Here is a 16,465-nt window from a genome sequence, read left to right as displayed (position 1 = left end):
GATACCTACGTTTAGCCAAAAACATAGCCTGTGCTCGTCGAGTTGACAAAGCCGTCCTATTGGCCCACACCCTGATGTGCTGCCGCTATGGCAGCATCACGCTCTTTTTTGGCTGCTGCCTTTTTCTCATCGAAAACTTTTTGTGCAGCGGCTACGTGCTTGTTATAGACACGATTGGCTGCGGCCACCTGTTGGTGCATCCTCACGATTTCGTCGGGATGCTCTGCAGCCGCCGGCGCACCGGTTGCGGAATTGTCTTGAGCCCAAACGGACGTGTTTGAAAGCACTGCAACGAAAATGGCCGAAGCGGTAACCACAAGAAATTTCATGATGAACTCCCGGGGATATTGCGGATATGTCGCCGTCCAAACGCCGACGGAGTTTTCACCCTACTCGGCCAGGCGGGTGAGACCAATGAGACCAAAGTCCGATAGCGGCCCCGAAACTCCGTATTCCCACCGCGCTGGAGCCCAGCCCCATTGAAACCATATGCGCAGCGAGCGGCGGACAACGCTCACGTCAAAGGCGATGCGCAGCCACTCTCGCGGCATGGTCCTTGCGCGACTGTGCAAACGCTTGGTTTCGGCAGATTGAGCCGTGACTTGTCAGCCGGCGGACTGGCAGCGGGCTAACCTGCCATTAGCGACAGTTCAGAAGCAACAGGCGTGGAATATCGGTGGCGGTGAAAGATGACGCAAAGGAGAAAATCGGTGCCGACAAGAACGATTAGCAAGGGCAAACACACCTACCGTATTGAACCGATCCGACTGGCTGAAGGAGGGTACACATTTGAGATCGTCCATATTGACCATACTGGAGACGCGATCAAAGAGGTGCGGCACGAACCGGGGATCGCTTACGCGACAGAAGAGGCCGCCATGGACAATGGACTTCATGTGGCGGCAGAAATGGCTGAACAGCAGGACGACTGAACTCCGTAAGTTGTCGAGCCTGGCGGCCGGACGCCCGCCCGCCGCTCCACGGATGGAATTCAGGAATGCTTCCCCTCACCCTTGAAGTGACCGGGCCCTGCCGCTCGTTGAATACGATGTTCGGCTCGCCCGTATGCGTGGCCGCTCCCCATCCGGTAACGGACGACGACCAGCGTGCGAGCTGCTATGGCCGACTGGGGTCGCTTGCTGCCGATCGCAGCCTTCCGATCGCTGCAGATTGCATGAGGCAGTGACCGGCCATGAGCCGTCATTCGCACCCGCCGCGGTTCGGACATTCAGACGTCTGTTCCGGCGAGCAACCAGCCACTCGCCCAGCAACGCACGTGGAGATTGGGCATGGGCGGTTCATCGAAGCGGTACCGCAACAACCAGTTCGCGCGCGCGTGTGGCCTTGTCTGCGTGCGTCAGCGGCCGGGCACGGTCAATGGCGTGATGTTCATGACGCTGGAGGATGAAACCGGCCATGTGAGCGTGATCGTCTGGCCATCCGTGCTCGAGGCGCAGCGACGCGAGGTACGCGGCGAACCACTGCTTGCTGCGTACGGCGTCTGGCATCGCGAGGGTGAGTTCGCCATCTCGTGGCTCAGAAACTCATCGACGCTTCGTATCTGCTCGGTAAGTTGCCCACGGCGAGCCGCGACTCTCACTAAAGGGACGATCATGCTCGAAGCGTGGCACGATCCCGCGACTCCGCCGCCGCGTCCTTGAGTTGTCCTCGTGCATTCGGTAGCCTATAGATTCCGACACCCGTCCCGTTAGCCACGGTATCTCGCCACGCATCCTGGCATCGAACGTCGTGTTTGTGGCCTTAAAGCCAACGCTTACGAGATTACGAACATTTGTTAAGGCCCGGCATTGCATCGTGATCCTGCGTCGAAGCTAGCCCGTTTGACCGCTGCTATTGTTGTGGCAAGCACGGCCGTGGCCGTTGACGTGCACGCCGATGAGCAGCCGCTCAGCTTTTTCGATCCAGAAGATGGCCAACTGGACATGAGCGACTTCCTTCTCAAACACAAAGGCGCGTTACCAGTGCCGATCGTGATCACTGAGCCGGCCGTCGGTTATGGTCTTGGACTCGGACTGCTCTTCTTTTCAGGGCCGATTGCCGACGCCGCCACGGATACAACGGCCGATCATCCCGACCGCGTTCCTCCGAACGTCACCGCGCTGGGCGGTCTGTATACGGCAAACGGAACGTGGGCAGCGGCGGCCGCCCACTTTCACACCTGGGACGATGACCGGTACCGCTACCTCGGTGCGCTGGCAAAAGTCGATGCGCACCTGGACTACTTCGGCCTCTCGAGCCAGCCGAGGGCCTATACGCTGCAGGGCAACGCGTTGCTCCAGCAGTTTCTTGTGCGCATGGGCAACACCCGCTGGTATGGGGGCGTACGTTACGTTTTCTTCGATTCTTCCTCCACCTTCACGGGCGGGAGCGTTCCCGGTGAACTGGGCCATTTCCAGAAGGACCAGCGAATCGGCGCCGGAAGCCTTATCGTGGACTACGATTCGCGCGATAAGGCAGAGGATTTTTAGCGAAGCGCAGACGGCGCACGAGGCGCGCGTTGGCACAACGTGCGGGCCGTCTGTGCTTCGCTAAAAATTCTTTGAGCTAAACCGCTCCGCAGACGGTTGGGCTATGGGCATTGAATCGAAGCGCGCTTGCGATGTTCACGACGACAGTATTCGCAGCGTCCGGGATGAACGGTTGGCGGTCCGGGTTGAGCAAGGAATGTCCGCGCAACGCAGACGATGAACAATCGACGCGGGGTGCGTGCGTGGACGGTCGGCGCCGTCTGGCCAAGCGTGTCCAACGGTGCCTGCGGGACGCGCTGGAACCGGTGTTGCAGGAGAAGGGGTCGAGATTCATCGGGAATTCGCCGGTGGTGCTCGCGGCGGCGCACAGGGTAACAGCCGGTCGATGCACAGCATGCGCCCGCGCGAGCACACCGGACAGTCGCGGAGCGAGCGGCCTGTGAGTTTCGCGTAGCGGTCGCGATAGTCAGGTTCGGGAACGCTGCAGGCCATGGCGGTGGGTTCGACGTTGAGCAGATGACGGCATACGGTCAGCCGGGGCTCACGCAGGCGATTGCTGAGCAACCCGTAGTGGCGGATGCGTTGTAGCCCACGCGGCAACACATGCAGCAGGAAGCGCCGGATGAATTCGTGGGCGTCCAGGTGCATCACGCGCGGCCGGCCCGGATGACGATAGTCCTTCCAGCGGAACGTGACGTGGTCGGCGCTCAGGCCGACGAGGCGGTTGTTGGAGATCGCGACGCGGTGTGTGTAGCGGCCGAGGTAGTCGAGGACCTGCTGCGGGCCGCCGAACGGCTCCTTTGCATAGACCACCCACTCGGTGTGCCGCGAACCGGCCAGGTAGCGGGCAAATTCGCGTCGTTCGGCCAGGTGCGCCAGCGAGGAGAAGAACCGCAGTTCGCCCACGTCGAAGGCGTGCTGCAACCGTTCGAGGAACAGTCGCCGGAACAGACGCGAAAGCACCCGCACGGGCAGGAAGAAACCAGGCTTGCAGGCTGATATGACTTCTCGTGTCAATATGATCGGTTCTGTGTTTTCGATGTTTGAATTTCCTGAGGGCGACGTAGCAGTAAATCTCGACGGTGGATCAAGCTGATATCCGCGGATTGGCTACCGCATTACAGATGTCCGCCCAATGAGCCTTCCGCTACCTACCACCGCAATTCGGATGAGATCCGTTGCCTACCCTGGTCGCGGGTTACTCGTGTGCCGGGCTACGCCGCCTTCAGGAAACTCCTGCACGTGTCGTTACGGTGGATGCAGACGCAGGGCATTGCTGTACATCATGGCATCTGTGTCTCGCGCGGTATGGCCAGCGACAAGGAGAGCCGGCAGATGTCCCAGATGAATCCGCTGAGTTCACGGGCAACTGCGACTACGGCGATATTCTTCTGCTTGCCGCGCGCGACGAGTTTGCGATAGCGTCGGCACAAGCGCACCTGTGCGTCCCAGGCTCGATCTACAATCGGTTTAGGCAGACCTTCGTGACGACGCTGAATATCGGGGCTCACACGCGCAGGGTGGCGATAGCTCCATGCAGCTTCAACTAGCAGCTTTCTTGCATAACTGTTGCCGCTTTTAGTGATGCTGCCCTGACGACGCTTGCCGCCCGATGAGTGCTCGGACGGCGTCACCCCGAGCCACGCCATCAACTGGCGTGGGTGCACGAAGCGTGAGAGATCGCCCAGCTCGGCGAGCATGCCCACTGCCGTGGTGAACTGGACACCGCGCATTGCCTGCAGGCCCAGGACGGCGGGATAGAAGCGCCAGTTGACGACTGCCTCACGCAGCGCGGACTCCAGCCGGTCACATTGGGCGAGCCGGTCTTCGATCGCGCGACGTAGCTCTTCAAACGCAAACTGCTGCCACGCACTGTCGAAGCTGTATGCGCTCAGCCAGCGTCGGTGCGCCGGCCCCCAGTCGGCAGAGCCGGTGTAGCGCACGCCGTGCGACAGCAGAAAGGCTTTTACCCGTTGCCGTGCACGCTTGAGGTCGTCCTTGGCAATCACCCATGCGCGGGCCAGATCCCGGAATGCTTCATCGTCGATGCTGGGGACGTATACGGCCGACAGGTCGCCGGCACGCAGCGATCGGACGAGCTTGACGGCATCACGTCTGTCAGTCTTGATGTGCTCACCTGGCTTGCGGGGAATCAGCGAGGGCGCGCAGACCATGCACTGGAATTCTTTCTGGACAAGCTGCCGGTAAAGCCCATATCCGCACGGACCGGCTTCGTAGACGATGCTGACGCATCGCGCTTTAGATTGCAGTCTCTTGCACAACCGTTCCACGTCGGCCTGCGTAGTACCGATCTTGCCGAGCAGTTCAACCTCGCCCGAACCAATGGCATAGGCGACCGTGATCGAATCCTTATGAACATCAAGACCCACGTAAAGAGTGCTATCGTGCTCCATGCTGGCCTCCGCGTCGGAAATCGCCCGGTGCGGCACGTCCGCACCGTGCGGCTCTGACAGCAATGCTAACCCGCGTTTGATTCCATTGCGGCAGGCCAGCCTCTGTCCCGCAGGAAGTCATACTGCCTACCCAGCGGCTGCCGTCGGGTGCGAGGCCACCGCCCGGGACGACGCAGTGCAGGTGGGGATGATGCACAAGATTCTGCCCCCACGTGTGCAGGATCGCGATGAAGCCGATGGTCGCGCCGAGATGGCGTGGATCGGAAGCGATCGTCTGTAGCGTTTCGGCCGTGGCCTGAAACAGGATGTCGTAGACCACGCGCTTGTTCTGGAAGGCGACCGACGCGATCTCCTCGGGGATGGTGAAGACAACATGGAAGTACGGTACGGGCAGCAGGTCGGCCTGGCGGTCCTCGAGCCATTGCGCGCGGGCGAGCGACTGGCACTTCGGACAGTGCCGGTTACCGCAGGTAACGGAGTGCACTCCGTTACGTGCCTTATGGGAAGTTCTGTCTAACGGGGAGTTGCAGATCAGATTCGACACGAATGCGGCTGGCCGCGTCGGTTTGGTGTCTGGTTGGTCGTCGGTCAACTCCCCATAAAATCTCGGTTCTCCTTTGCTATGGTCGTCTGGCCTTCCCCGGCAACCCTCATAGGAGGACGTGATGCTAGACACCTACCTGGTAGCACCCAAAACCCTGAAACGCCTGCGCTCGGGGCCCAGCGGAGCCTTCATTGATGACTTTGCTGATGCGCTCGAACGGGACGGATACTCCGCGGCCAGCGCCGTACGTTATCTGCGAGCCGCCGACCATCTGGGCCGCTTCATGCTGGCGCACGGCGGCACCCTGGCCGATGCGGATCCACAGACTCCAGAAATCTTCTATCGTCATCTGCCTACCTGCACCTGTCCGGAAGCAAAAGGAGGTAAAGCCAACCACCATCTGTATTTCGGTGCCAAGCGCTTTCGCGAATACCTGATTGAGATCGGCGTCTGCCAGGACAACAAGCCCTCGATTGCCGAGATTCGAGAGCCGGCAATCGTGAGCGGTTTCCGGCGATGGTTGCACACGCACCGAGGCGCGAAAGCGTCGACCATTCGGCTCTACTGTCGCGATGCCGCAGTGATGGTGGAGGTGCTTGGTAGCGACGCGACCCAGTGGGACGCAAAGCACATGCGCACGTTCCTGTTGAACAGTGCCTGCAACTGTGGCATCGGTACCGCAGAAAAGCTGGTCACCAGCGCGCGGGCCTTCCTGCGTTATCTCGGTGTTGAGGGTTTATGTCGCGCCGGACTCGATCAAGCGGTTCCGGCGTTGGCGCACTGGCGCCTGGCGACACTGCCACGGTGTCTGAGCGCTGACGAAGTTGACCGTCTGATTGCCGCATGCGATGGCAATTTACACGGGCGCCTTCGCGATCGCGCGATTGTCCTGTTGCTGGTGCGACTCGGGGTTCGCGCTGGTGACCTGGCGAACCTTCGCATGAGCGATATCGAGTGGGAAACCGGGACACCGCGCGTCTCGGGAAAGGGGCGCTATGAAGTTCGTCTGCCGCTGCCGCAGGATGCCGGTGAGGCACTTCTGCGGTACATCGAGTCGCGACCTCGAGTTGCCTGCAGCGACCACGTCTTTGTTCGAAACATCGCCCCTTTCAAGCCGTTTATCTCAGGCGATTGCATATCGTCGGTAGTGAAGCGCGCACTAAAACGTGCCGGGGTGAGTTCGCCCGCCAAAGGCGCCCATCTGCTGCGCCACACAGCGGCGACCGAGATGTTACGTCATGGGCTTCCCCTCGACCAGATTGGCCAGGTCCTGAGGCATCGCGGCATCGACACCACGGCCTATTACGCCAAGGTCGACGTCGCGCTGCTCAGGCAAGTCGCGCAGCCATGGCCGGAGGTGACGAAATGATGCCGGCCGTGGAGTCCTATCTTGCCGCGCGGCGTGCGGCCGGCTTCAAACTACTGAACGCAGACTATCTGTTGCACAGCTTCGCGTGCTTTGCCGTCAAGCGCGGTGAAACGCACGTTCGCGCGCAAACCGCAATCAACTGGGCCGCTGAGGCTGCGTCGGTGGCCCAGCGTGACGCGAGGCTAAAGACCGTGTGTCGGTTCGCCCGGTATCTGCGTACCGAAGATCAAAGCCATGAGCTGCCGCCCGCCCGGTACTTTGGCTACCGAAAGACACGCCGCGTCCCGTTCATCTACTCGCGCGCCGACATCAAGCGCCTGGTCAACGCAGCCTTGCAATCGGGTCCTCGCGATATGTTGCAACCACAAACGTATGCGACATTAATCGCCCTGCTGTCAGTCACGGGCATGCGGATCTCTGAGGCCCTGAACCTGCGGCGTGCCGACATTACACCCGAAGGATTACTCATTCGAAAGAGTAAATTCCAGAAGACCCGTCTGGTTCCACTTCACGAGACGGCGGCGGAGGGTTTGCAGGGGTACTTGACCCTGCGGCTGCAGGCCCGTCCGGGTGACGACCATGTGTTCGTTGATGACGATGGTCGACCACTCAGATATACGGTCGCTTACTGGACGTTCCAGAAGCTGTTGAAGATTGCCGGCATCGGCACCACCCACAACGGCCACCGTCCCCGCCTGCATGAGCTCAGGCACACGTTCGCCGTCAGGGCACTGGAGGTGAGCCCGGAAGGCCGGGACCGCGTTGGGCGGCACATGTTGGCCCTTGCGACCTACATGGGTCACGTCAACATCAACGCCACCTATTGGTATCTGGAGGCCACTCCCGAGCTTCTGCATGACATTGCTGTCGCCGCAGAGGGGTTTCTCACTGGAGAACAGAAATGATCCCGATCGCACCGCACATTGTGGCATTTCTTCGTCAAAACCTTGCTCATGAGAGAGGCGCCAGCCAACACACCTGCGACTCCTATGCTTGCACCTTTCAGCTCCTGTTCGAGTTCGCCGCCGGGCGACTCAGGATGACGCCGTCGTCGCTAGCGCTGGAGCAGCTCGATGCGAGACTGATCAGCGACTTCCTGGAATATCTGGAAGATACGCGCCAGAACTCGCCTGGGACTCGCAATGTCCGGCTGGCTGCAATCAGGTCATTCTTCCACTTCCTTGAGTATCGCGAGCCCGCGATACTCGAGCAGGCGCGACGAATCCTGGGCATTCCCTACAAGAAAACTGATTCCCGGTTAGTGCCTTATCTGGTCGAGGAAGAGGTTCAGGCCCTGCTCGATGCGCCCGATCCATCAACGCGCGAGGGGATCCGGGACCGGGCGATGCTGCATCTGGCCATCTGCGCCGGACTGCGTGTATCGGAACTGACGGGTTTGCAAGTCGCCGATGTTGTGTTCCCGTCGATGAGCATTCGTGTTCACGGCAAGGGTCGGCGGGAGCGCGCGTTGCCCCTGTGGAAAACGACCACTAACGCGTTGCGTGCCTGGATGGCGGTACGGGGAACTGCTGCAGTACCGGAATTGTTCGTCAATGCTCGCGGTGAAGCAATGAGTCGCTGGGGTTTCGCGTATATCCTTAGATACCACGCTGAGACAGCTCGTCATACGTGTCCCTCGCTATCGAAGAAGCAGGTATCACCACACGTGTTGAGGCACACCTGCGCAATGATAGTACTACGAAGCACTCAGGATATTCGGAAAGTGTCCTTATGGCTCGGGCATAGCGATCTGGCGACCACTGAAATCTACACTCGCGCTGATCCAACTGAGAAGCTCGAAGCCCTCAACGCGATCGTCCCACCGCATCTGCGCAGGGGTTCGTTTCGGCCATCCGATAAGGTAATCGCGATGCTCAGGGCCAAGCTTTAATGGAGAGTCAATGGGGGTGGTGAGTCCGCTTCGCGCTAGCTCCGGGCCATCCTCTCCCCGTTAGACAGAACTTCCCATAACGCAGGAGTTATAGGCGATGCGCTGATGTCCGCATGTGTCGCACTGTTCGACGTGGCCACCGAGCGCTGCGGTACGACACTGCTCGATCGCGCTCATGACGCGACGCTGCTCCCGGCTGAGCGAGTCGACATGGACTTCCCGATACGTTGGCCCGTGGCGACGCAGAACGTCCGCCAACTCCAGCGCGGCGCGCATGATCGCGCTCAGCTTACGGACGGCGGCGCGGAGCAGATCGATGTAGGAGATTGTTGAGGCAGTCGGTCGAACGGACTGGTCGTCGCGCAGACGGTGCTGGTTGCGACCTTCAGATAGCGCGACGTGGTGGCGAGGCTGCGATGGCCGAGCAGTAACTGGATGGTCCGCACATCGGTACCTGATTCGAGCAGGTGCGTCGCAAACGCGTGACGCAAGGAGTGCGGAGTGATGGATTTGCTGATGCCGGCACGGCGACGCGCTTGCTGGCACGCCAGGCGTATCGTTGCTGGATCGATGGGCTGGTCAGGAAACCGCCCGGGGAACAGCCAGTACTGTGGCCGGCCGATACGCCAGTAGCTGCGCAGGATCTCCAGCAGTCGCGGCGAAAGCATGACGTAGCGGTCGGTGTCGCCCTTGCCCTGTTCGACACGCAGTACCATGCGTTGGCTGTCGATGTCGCTGACCTTCAGGCGGGTTGCTTCCGAGATGCGCAGGCCAGCCGCGTACGCCACCATTAGCAGGCTGCGATGCTTGACGCTTCTGATCGATTCGAGAAACCGCGTCACCTCGTCGGGGCTAAGAATCACCGGAAGTCTGCGCGGTACCTTCGACATGGGGATCTCGTCGATCGGCCAGTCGCGTTTGAGCGTGATGGTGTACAGGAAGCGCAGCGCCGCCGTGGCCACCACCAGCGTGCTCCGGGAACGCTGCTGGAATTCAGCGAGGTGCACCTGGTAAGCGCGAATCTCCTCCGGGCCCAGCAGCGCAGGCGAACGTCCGAAGTATTGGGCGAAGCCGCGGACCTGCTGCAGGTAGGCGCGCTGGGTATTGGCCGCGAGGTTGCGCACGCGCATATCCTCGATCATGCGTCGACGTAATGCCGTCATGGCGGACTCCTTCGAAATGGACAGGGCAGAAACTGCACTGCCATCGTCGCATTCGAAGAAATGCTCGCCGTCAACGATGCCGAAGCCGACTCCGTTGGCCAACCACCTGCTACCGCGTCAGCGGTTTAGTTCAACATTTTTATCCGGCCTCGGGCAGTTTTGCCGAGTTCGAGACACAATTCGCGCGCCCAGGGTTCGGGGGCACCGAGAATTACAACGTGTACGCTGCGCGGGGCTTCACGTGGATTCCACTCACGCATACGTTAATCCTTGGGCTACGGCTGGACACAAAGTTTTCGACCGGTGATATCCCGTTCTATGCGCAACCGTATGTTGATCTGCGTGGCGTCCAGAAGGGTCGATACCAGGACCGCAATGCGCTTGCGGCTGAAGCGGAGCTGCGCTGGGACGTGACGCCCAGGTGGTCGCTGCTGGGCTTCAGTGGCGTGGGTAAGGCCTATGGACGGTTGCAGAGCTTTTCTCAGGCGCAGAACGTCCAAAGTGTCGGGGCGGGTTTCCGTTACCTGATCGCACGCAAGCTGGGCGTCTCGATCGGGATCGACGTCGCCCATAGCAAGGACCAGAACGCGTTTTATATTCAGGTTGGCAGCGCGTGGCGTTGATATGCGTGACACTCACGTTCGAAAGGAGCGCGAGTCTGCGCCTGCACACAAGCCGCAAGCGGACCGGCAGGGGCTCGGCTCGCCACCGCTCGTCGGTGGCGCGGTGAGACTTTCGCCGCCTACGCGCTGCGTCCTTCATTTGAGAGGGCCGAAGGGGCATGGAAGGGGCGGGGCTTCGTGGTGATGTAAGCTTTTACCCGTTATCCGCACAATGTACAGTTCGGGCGCCTCAGGGCCTTTCGCAAAGCGTTAGCCGGACGACCCAGCTCTCACAGGGGTGACCTTTCGGAAGGGGGCTCCATGCACGCATGCATGCGGGGAGAATTCAGCCATGCCATGGTCTTCGTCAGACGGCGGGCTCGCCCCGGCGTGTGGCGCGCCATAGAGTGCGCCTGCTTTCGGCTGGCCGCGACCTGCTTCCTCGTTCTGGCGACGGTGGCCTTCAATCCGGCGACCGCCGCCTTGCCCGCCGGGCTGCAAAACCTAATCAACAGTGCGACGGGAGGTCCCGCGCCGCCAGCCTCGGCGGCGCAGGCTGCATCGGCACCAACGCCCGCAAGTCAGGCCGAACTTGCGCGTTCGCTGGACAGCCTGATCGGCACGCTCGAGAGCGATCCGAAACGCAAAGAATTGGTCGCCCAGTTGAAGGGACTGCGTGCAGGTACCCAAAGTGCATCACCCACGGTACCTACGGCGCCGGTGTCGTCCGGACAGGGCAACAGCGACCTGCTCGGCACGATTGCGTCAAGCATTGCGTCTGTCGAGACGGATCTGAGTGAGGGCCGCACCCCCTTGCACTACTGGGCGGCCCGTTCGAGCGCAGCGGCTAACGAGTTGTGGACCATTCTTGGTGGCGGGAGCCGGGAGCCGTTCGGCCAGGTCCTGCTTGGCCTGATCGCGACGCTTGCGGGCTGGGGCGCGTGCGCTGGCCTGTTGGTCTATCTGCGCCGGCGCGTCAGTGCACGATATGGCTGGAAGGCCGCGCTCGAACCGAATCCAACGTCGTTCGAACTATTGAGCTTCGCATTTTGGCGTACGGCGCCATGGGTCATTGCATTCGTGACGGTGGCGCTGTTCATGCGGGGAATGCCCGACGCGCTCGGCAGCACGCTGGGGCTTGTGATCGTCTATGCCATAGTCGCGGGCTTGCTTTTCTCGGCGATCTGCCTAATCGTCTTCTCGGCGTTTAACACGGCACACCGGCGTGTCGCCGTTCACCAACTGCTCGCGCAAAGTCGTTGGCCGCTTTTCGCGATCGGTGCGTGTGGTGCGCTCGGTGACGCGACGGCCAATCCGGTCGTCACAGGCCTGCTCGGCGTGAATCTCGCCGGGCTCGTGTCCGCATCGGCAAACGTGGCGGCGGCGGTCCTGATCGGTTATTTCGCACTCGCTTACCGGCGGCCCGTCACGCATCTGATACGCAATCGCCCGTATAAACGAAGGCGTGATCACAAACTCGCAACGGAAGCGCTCGATATCCTCGCATCGCTATGGCACATCCCGATCCTTTTAATCGCGATCGCCTCGGTCGTGGCGATCATCGATGCGCGCGGTTCGGAAGAGAACGTATTACAGCCGTCGCTGCTCAGTGCGCTGTTACTCGTGCTCACGCTGTTCGTGTCAGCGCTGCTCATGCACGTGACGCGTAGAAGGGACACGCGCGCACACCGCCGCGCGCCGCACCTGATGCGACTGTTGCGCTTCGCGATCACGCTGCTCACTCTCCTGATGTGGCTCGCGTTCATTAAATTCGAACTGGACCTGTGGAGCGGCCCGATCGCTCGAATGATCAAGCACAGTGCGATGACACCCAGTTTCAAGCATGCGCTCGTAACAGTCATCGCGACGGTCTTCGGCGCCTGGTTCATATGGATACTGTGCGATACCGCGATTCTCAACGCGCTGGGCCCGAGCAGTTCGCGTAGCAAGGCACTCGATCCCGGTGTGCGCGCACGCACGATGTTGCCGCTCGTGCGCAACGCGGTTTTCACGACGGTGGCGACCCTCGCCGCGATCGTCGCGGCCGCCACGCTAGGCGTCAATCTGACGCCTCTCCTGGCCGGTGCGGGCGTAATCGGTCTTGCGGTCGGCTTCGGTGCGAAGGCGCTTGTCACCGACCTGATCACGGGGCTCTTCATCATTGTCGAGGAGACGATCTCGGCCGGCGACTGGATTGAGATTGACGGCAGTCATTCCGGCATCGTCATGGACCTGACGATCCGCACGGTTCGCTTACGTGACGGACAAGGCGCGGTTCACACTATCCCCTTCTCGCAGATCAAGATCGTGAAGAACCTGTCGCGCGATTTCGCCAATGCGGTATTCGAGGTGCGGGTGCCGTTCACCGTTGATCTCGACGAAGTGTCGCGCATGATTGTGCAAGTGGGCGCCGATCTGCAGGCAGATTATCGTCTGCGCAACGAAATACTCGCGCCTGTTGAAGTGTGGGGGCTCGACCGCTTTGAATCGAACTGGATGGTGGTGAAAGGGCAGATCAAGACGCGGCCGCTGCAACAGTGGAGCGTGGCGCGGGCGTTTAACGCACGGCTTAAGCGCAAGATGGACGAGGCGGGCATTGAGATGCCGGTACCGCACATGCGGCTTCACACCCCGCCGAGCGGACCCAACGCACGGTCGCAGCCTGACGATGGTGGCGAGGACGAGCGCGAACAGGCGATCGATGGGAACAGTGAGCCCCGACGCAGGCCGGCTGCCACCACCACGCCATTGGAACTGGGCGTGCTCAAAGAGCCGCCCGCGAGGCGGCCAACTGAGGATCAGAAAGGCTCAAAATCCTCGCCCAACTCCCCCGGAACCGATACTGACCGTCTCTGATCGCTTCAGTCGTCAGGACTTCTTTTGCGCGAATTTCCGCAAGCCTGAGCGAACGGCAGGCGGCTGGGTCGCTACCGCTTTTATCGGTGCCCAGCCGGACAAGCTGGCGGTGCGCATCGAGCGGCAATTGCGCGATCTGCGGCGCCGGGGGCCTGGGCATACGGCAATCCGGATTAGGCGAACACGACCGTATTTCTGCCCGCTTGCTTTGCGTCGTCGATCGCCGCGTCGGCGCGCTCGATGACCGATGCCAGCGGCTCTGCCTTGGTATTGGTGGCCACGCCCGTTGACAGCGTGACTCCATGCCGTTCCATCGTCTCAGCGGCGGTGCGTATGCGCTCCGCAAACGCGCATTCCGTCCTCCGGTTTCGTATGGGGGAGAAGCACAACGAATTCGTCACCGCCCCACCGGCACGCAAGATCCCATCCACGGACGCTGCCTCTGATCGCGGCGGCAACCCGTTGAAGGACAAGCTCCGCGGTGCAGTGCCCGAGCGTGCCGTTCACGCTTTTGAACCTGTCGCAATCGATGACCAGCAGTCTGTTGAGCCACCCATCCTGGAAGCGGCCGTACTCGGATTCAAAGGCGGCGCGGCGCATGAGTCCGGTGAGCTTGTCATTGCGGGCGTCTTCATACAGGACGCCAACCATGCTGTTACTAAGCCGAAACAAAGTAACCGGACATGGGTCAAGCCGCGTAGCGGACTGACGGATGTTGAAACATGGATCGGACCAAGGCTGGAATCTTCTGCAACGAGCGCAGAACCGCTCGAACTCGCTGCTTGAGATGCCCGGGACCTTTGATGGCAAGCTTGCCGATCCTGTGATGTTTGAGATAACCCCATACCAGCTCGTCCGGGTTCAGGTCTGGCAAGTAAGCAGGAAGGAAGAACAGACAAAGGCGCCCATTCGATTCCGCGGCAAGCTGCCGGATCGCTTTGCAACGATGTACCGGATGACCATCGGCAATCAGGAAGACAGGCGCATCGGCGGTGAGCATCAGCCGTTTGACGAAGTCGACGTACACGGAGATCTTGAAGCTGCCTTCGAAACACATGAATCGAAGTTGGCCACGCGGGCTGATCGCGGAGATCAGGTTCATCTTGAAGCGCGCGCCAGTGACTTCGACTACCGGGGTTTGACCGACCGGTGCCCAGGTCGTGCCGCTGTGATAGTCCGATCGCACCGTCGATTCGTCGACGAAGAAGATCTGTGCCCCGCAGCGTTTGGCCTGCCCGGCAATGGCCGGGTATTCGTCGCGCATCCACGACTCGACCAGTTCAGGGTCGCGTTGGTACGCACGCGCAAGCGGACGCTGGGGTGAAAGCCCGAGCTTGCGCAGCAGTCGACCGACCGACACCTCGGAGAGCCTGACGTTGAAATGTTCGCGAATCAACTCCCGCACCATGTCTCGCGTCCACAATGCAAACTCGAACTTCATCTGGATGGGGTTCTTCGTTGTGACCGTCTGATAGACGAAGCGGATAGCCTCGGACGACAGCTTCATCGGTCGACCAGGGATTGCCTTGGCTCGCAACGCCTCGATCCCCCCTTCACGCCATGCCGCCAGCCACTCGTAAATACGCGCCCTCGAGAATCCGAGCGTGCGGATCACGTCCTCCGGCGACTCGCCAGCTTCGACGCGCTTGACCGCCCGGATACGGATCTCTTCAAGCGTTGCATGTGAAAGCTGCCGGCCGTCGTCCTCGCGCATCTCGCCTCTCCCTAAGCCCTTTAAAGCTTAGACCATGGCGTCGATTTATGTTCGCTTATTTATGCACCGGTTAGTAAGTGCATTCAGCGAGAAAGCGTTGGACGCATCGGTCGCGTGCTGCCGGTCGTAGTTGTGCAAGACCAAAGCAATTCTGCCAATCGATGAGGCGGGACCCGGCCATAAGTGATCAATCGACGCGAGATTTCGGCAGGCCGCTTCGATCCGCAAAGCGGCCTTCGCGAGAGAAGGCGATGGCGCCTCCTATCGCTTCGAGTCCCTTCGCGCGGCCTTCCATCCCGGAGCAAGTATCTGATATCTATCATTGCATAATTGCGATGACAGTCATTCACTCGGACAGCCGGCGTCGACGGCGCTCGCGCATTACCGTGGCCATCGCCACGAGGGATCGGAGAGGTGTTGCGCGAAGTAATCGGACAGCGCGCTTACTTTCGCGGGCCGCGCTCGCGCAGACGGCGTGACGAAATAGAGGCCGCCCTTCGTGAGTGACCAGTCGGTGAGAATCGCTTCGAGGCGGCCATCGGCGAGATATTCGCCGGCGATGAACTCGGGCAATTCGGCGATTGCGAGGCCGTCGAGTAATGTGGGCAACAGCGCATCGGAGTTGGTCACGCGCAGCGGACCGGTCGGCATGACCGACTCTTCGTCACCGGCGTCGTTCGTGAAGCGCCACACATCGCTGCGCGCGCGATACGCGTATGACAGACACGGCCGGTCCATAAGTTCGCGTGGATGCGTGGGCCGCCCCTCGCGCTTCAGATAGTCCGGCGACGCAACCACGTATTGCGTCACCGCGCATAGCCGCCGCGCCACCAGCGACGAATCCGGCAGCGCCGCGATGCGAAGCGCCGCGTCGAAGCCATTGGCGACCAGATCGACCGAGGCATCCGACAGATGCAGATCGATCGACACCTCGGAATACGCGCGAAAGAAGCCCGGCAGCAGCGGCGCGACCCAGCGCAGGCCAAACGACATCGGCACGGCGAGGCGCACCAGCCCGCGCGGCTGCACTGACATTTCGCGAGCGGCGCTCTCCGCTTCCTCAGCCTGACGATAGATCTCGCCGGCTTTCTCGCAGATCGTCTGGCCGAACTCCGTGAGAGACAGCTGGCGCGAGGTGCGGTTGAAAAGCCGCGCGCCCAGCCGGTCTTCCAGGCGGGCAACGCCCCGCGACACCGTCGCCACCGACACCCCCATCGCGCGCGCCGCGGCCGCGAACGATCCTTCCTCCGCCACCTTGGCAAACATCGCTAGTCCTTCGAAATCGGGCAGCCTGGCCATATCTGCCATCTTTTCAATTTTGCAACGTTGGTTTGCGATTCATTCTATTTCGAAAAGATAAGCGCGTCGATATTCTCCTTACATCGCAGCACGCAACACGAAACGCCGCGACCCAACCATGTCA

At 61.0% G+C, this 16,465-nt stretch carries 13 protein-coding genes and 5 pseudogenes; 8 read left to right on the top strand and 10 right to left on the bottom strand.

Annotation, left to right across the window (positions count from 1 at the left end; genetic code table 11):
- Nucleotides 1-56 precede the first annotated feature (56 nt).
- Complete coding sequence (locus tag OKW35_RS15080; protein ID WP_090812195.1) at nt 57-329, bottom strand: hypothetical protein; 273 nt, start codon at nt 327-329, stop codon at nt 57-59.
- Nucleotides 330-710: 381 nt separating this feature from the next.
- Between OKW35_RS15080 and OKW35_RS15075 the strand changes: the two genes are divergently transcribed.
- From OKW35_RS15075 to OKW35_RS15065, 3 genes and pseudogenes are all read left to right on the top strand, one after another.
- Entirely contained in the window at nt 711-932 is a 222-nt protein-coding gene (locus tag OKW35_RS15075; RefSeq protein ID WP_429355207.1) for a hypothetical protein, read from the top strand.
- Between the two features lie 378 nt (nt 933-1,310).
- Nucleotides 1,311-1,603: pseudogene (locus tag OKW35_RS15070) on the top strand (OB-fold nucleic acid binding domain-containing protein); the annotation flags it as partial.
- A 238-nt stretch (nt 1,604-1,841) separates the two neighbouring features.
- The gene (locus OKW35_RS15065) at nt 1,842-2,489 is read left to right on the top strand and encodes a hypothetical protein (RefSeq protein ID WP_429355208.1); all 648 of its coding nucleotides are present in this window, start codon (nt 1,842-1,844) and stop codon (nt 2,487-2,489) included.
- Between the two features lie 330 nt (nt 2,490-2,819).
- Here the strand turns inward: OKW35_RS15065 and OKW35_RS15060 are convergent.
- The 3 genes and pseudogenes from OKW35_RS15060 to OKW35_RS15050 form a co-directional block, all read right to left on the bottom strand.
- Nucleotides 2,820-3,485, bottom strand: a pseudogene (locus tag OKW35_RS15060) (IS91 family transposase); the annotation flags it as partial.
- 287 nt (nt 3,486-3,772) lie between these two features.
- Nucleotides 3,773-4,903 carry an IS110 family transposase gene (locus OKW35_RS15055; RefSeq protein WP_090812607.1) on the bottom strand — a complete coding sequence of 377 codons (1,131 nt, stop codon included), beginning with the start codon at nt 4,901-4,903 and terminating at the stop codon, nt 3,773-3,775.
- Nucleotides 4,904-5,030: 127 nt separating this feature from the next.
- Nucleotides 5,031-5,387 (bottom strand): annotated as a pseudogene (locus OKW35_RS15050) (IS91 family transposase); the annotation flags it as partial.
- Between the two features lie 181 nt (nt 5,388-5,568).
- On the opposite strand from OKW35_RS15050, the gene OKW35_RS15045 reads away from it, so the two are divergent.
- Genes OKW35_RS15045 through OKW35_RS15035 form a run of 3 tightly spaced genes read left to right on the top strand, consistent with a single transcriptional unit; the run spans nt 5,569 to nt 8,707 of the window.
- Nucleotides 5,569-6,816: a site-specific integrase gene (locus OKW35_RS15045; RefSeq protein ID WP_429551165.1), complete on the top strand. Its 1,248-nt coding sequence runs from the start codon at nt 5,569-5,571 to the stop codon at nt 6,814-6,816.
- Nucleotides 6,813-7,721 (top strand): tyrosine-type recombinase/integrase, encoded by a 909-nt coding sequence (locus tag OKW35_RS15040; RefSeq protein WP_429355210.1) that lies wholly within the window; start codon nt 6,813-6,815, stop codon nt 7,719-7,721. The genes OKW35_RS15045 and OKW35_RS15040 overlap by 4 nt, the downstream gene beginning before the upstream one ends.
- Nucleotides 7,718-8,707 carry a tyrosine-type recombinase/integrase gene (locus tag OKW35_RS15035; protein WP_429355211.1) on the top strand — a complete coding sequence of 330 codons (990 nt, stop codon included), beginning with the start codon at nt 7,718-7,720 and terminating at the stop codon, nt 8,705-8,707. Before OKW35_RS15040 ends, OKW35_RS15035 begins: the two co-directional genes overlap by 4 nt.
- An 81-nt stretch (nt 8,708-8,788) precedes the next feature.
- Here the strand turns inward: OKW35_RS15035 and OKW35_RS15030 are convergent.
- Nucleotides 8,789-8,983, bottom strand: a pseudogene (locus tag OKW35_RS15030) (transposase zinc-binding domain-containing protein); the annotation flags it as partial.
- Nucleotides 8,984-8,991: 8 nt separating this feature from the next.
- Nucleotides 8,992-9,972: a tyrosine-type recombinase/integrase gene (locus OKW35_RS15025; RefSeq protein WP_429332935.1), complete on the bottom strand. Its 981-nt coding sequence runs from the start codon at nt 9,970-9,972 to the stop codon at nt 8,992-8,994.
- A gap of 35 nt (nt 9,973-10,007) precedes the next feature.
- Here OKW35_RS15025 and OKW35_RS15020 point away from each other — a divergent pair.
- Both OKW35_RS15020 and OKW35_RS15015 read left to right on the top strand, forming a co-directional pair.
- Nucleotides 10,008-10,493: pseudogene (locus OKW35_RS15020) on the top strand (BamA/TamA family outer membrane protein); the annotation flags it as partial.
- Nucleotides 10,494-10,793: 300 nt separating this feature from the next.
- The gene (locus tag OKW35_RS15015; protein WP_429552453.1) at nt 10,794-13,328 is read left to right on the top strand and encodes a mechanosensitive ion channel family protein; all 2,535 of its coding nucleotides are present in this window, start codon (nt 10,794-10,796) and stop codon (nt 13,326-13,328) included.
- Nucleotides 13,329-13,501: 173 nt separating this feature from the next.
- On the opposite strand, the gene OKW35_RS15010 is transcribed toward OKW35_RS15015, so the two are convergent.
- The 4 genes from OKW35_RS15010 to OKW35_RS14995 all read right to left on the bottom strand — a co-directional run bounded on the left by OKW35_RS15010 (nt 13,502) and on the right by OKW35_RS14995 (nt 16,341).
- Nucleotides 13,502-13,642: a diguanylate cyclase gene (locus tag OKW35_RS15010; RefSeq protein WP_143037333.1), complete on the bottom strand. Its 141-nt coding sequence runs from the start codon at nt 13,640-13,642 to the stop codon at nt 13,502-13,504.
- Nucleotides 13,643-13,646: 4 nt separating this feature from the next.
- Nucleotides 13,647-13,979 carry a GGDEF domain-containing protein gene (locus tag OKW35_RS15005; protein WP_429355213.1) on the bottom strand — a complete coding sequence of 111 codons (333 nt, stop codon included), beginning with the start codon at nt 13,977-13,979 and terminating at the stop codon, nt 13,647-13,649.
- A gap of 37 nt (nt 13,980-14,016) precedes the next feature.
- The gene (locus OKW35_RS15000) at nt 14,017-15,042 is read right to left on the bottom strand and encodes an IS630 family transposase (RefSeq protein ID WP_429355214.1); all 1,026 of its coding nucleotides are present in this window, start codon (nt 15,040-15,042) and stop codon (nt 14,017-14,019) included.
- A gap of 381 nt (nt 15,043-15,423) precedes the next feature.
- The gene (locus OKW35_RS14995) at nt 15,424-16,341 is read right to left on the bottom strand and encodes a LysR family transcriptional regulator (protein ID WP_429552452.1); all 918 of its coding nucleotides are present in this window, start codon (nt 16,339-16,341) and stop codon (nt 15,424-15,426) included.
- Between the last annotated feature and the right edge of the window lie 124 nt (nt 16,342-16,465).

Origin of the sequence: Paraburkholderia sp. MM5477-R1 (assembly GCF_050436385.1) — a bacterium.
Taxonomy (GTDB): domain Bacteria; phylum Pseudomonadota; class Gammaproteobacteria; order Burkholderiales; family Burkholderiaceae; genus Paraburkholderia; species Paraburkholderia tuberum.
The sequence above is the reverse complement of the archived record's forward strand: the minus strand, read 5'-3'. Positions and strand labels throughout refer to the sequence as shown.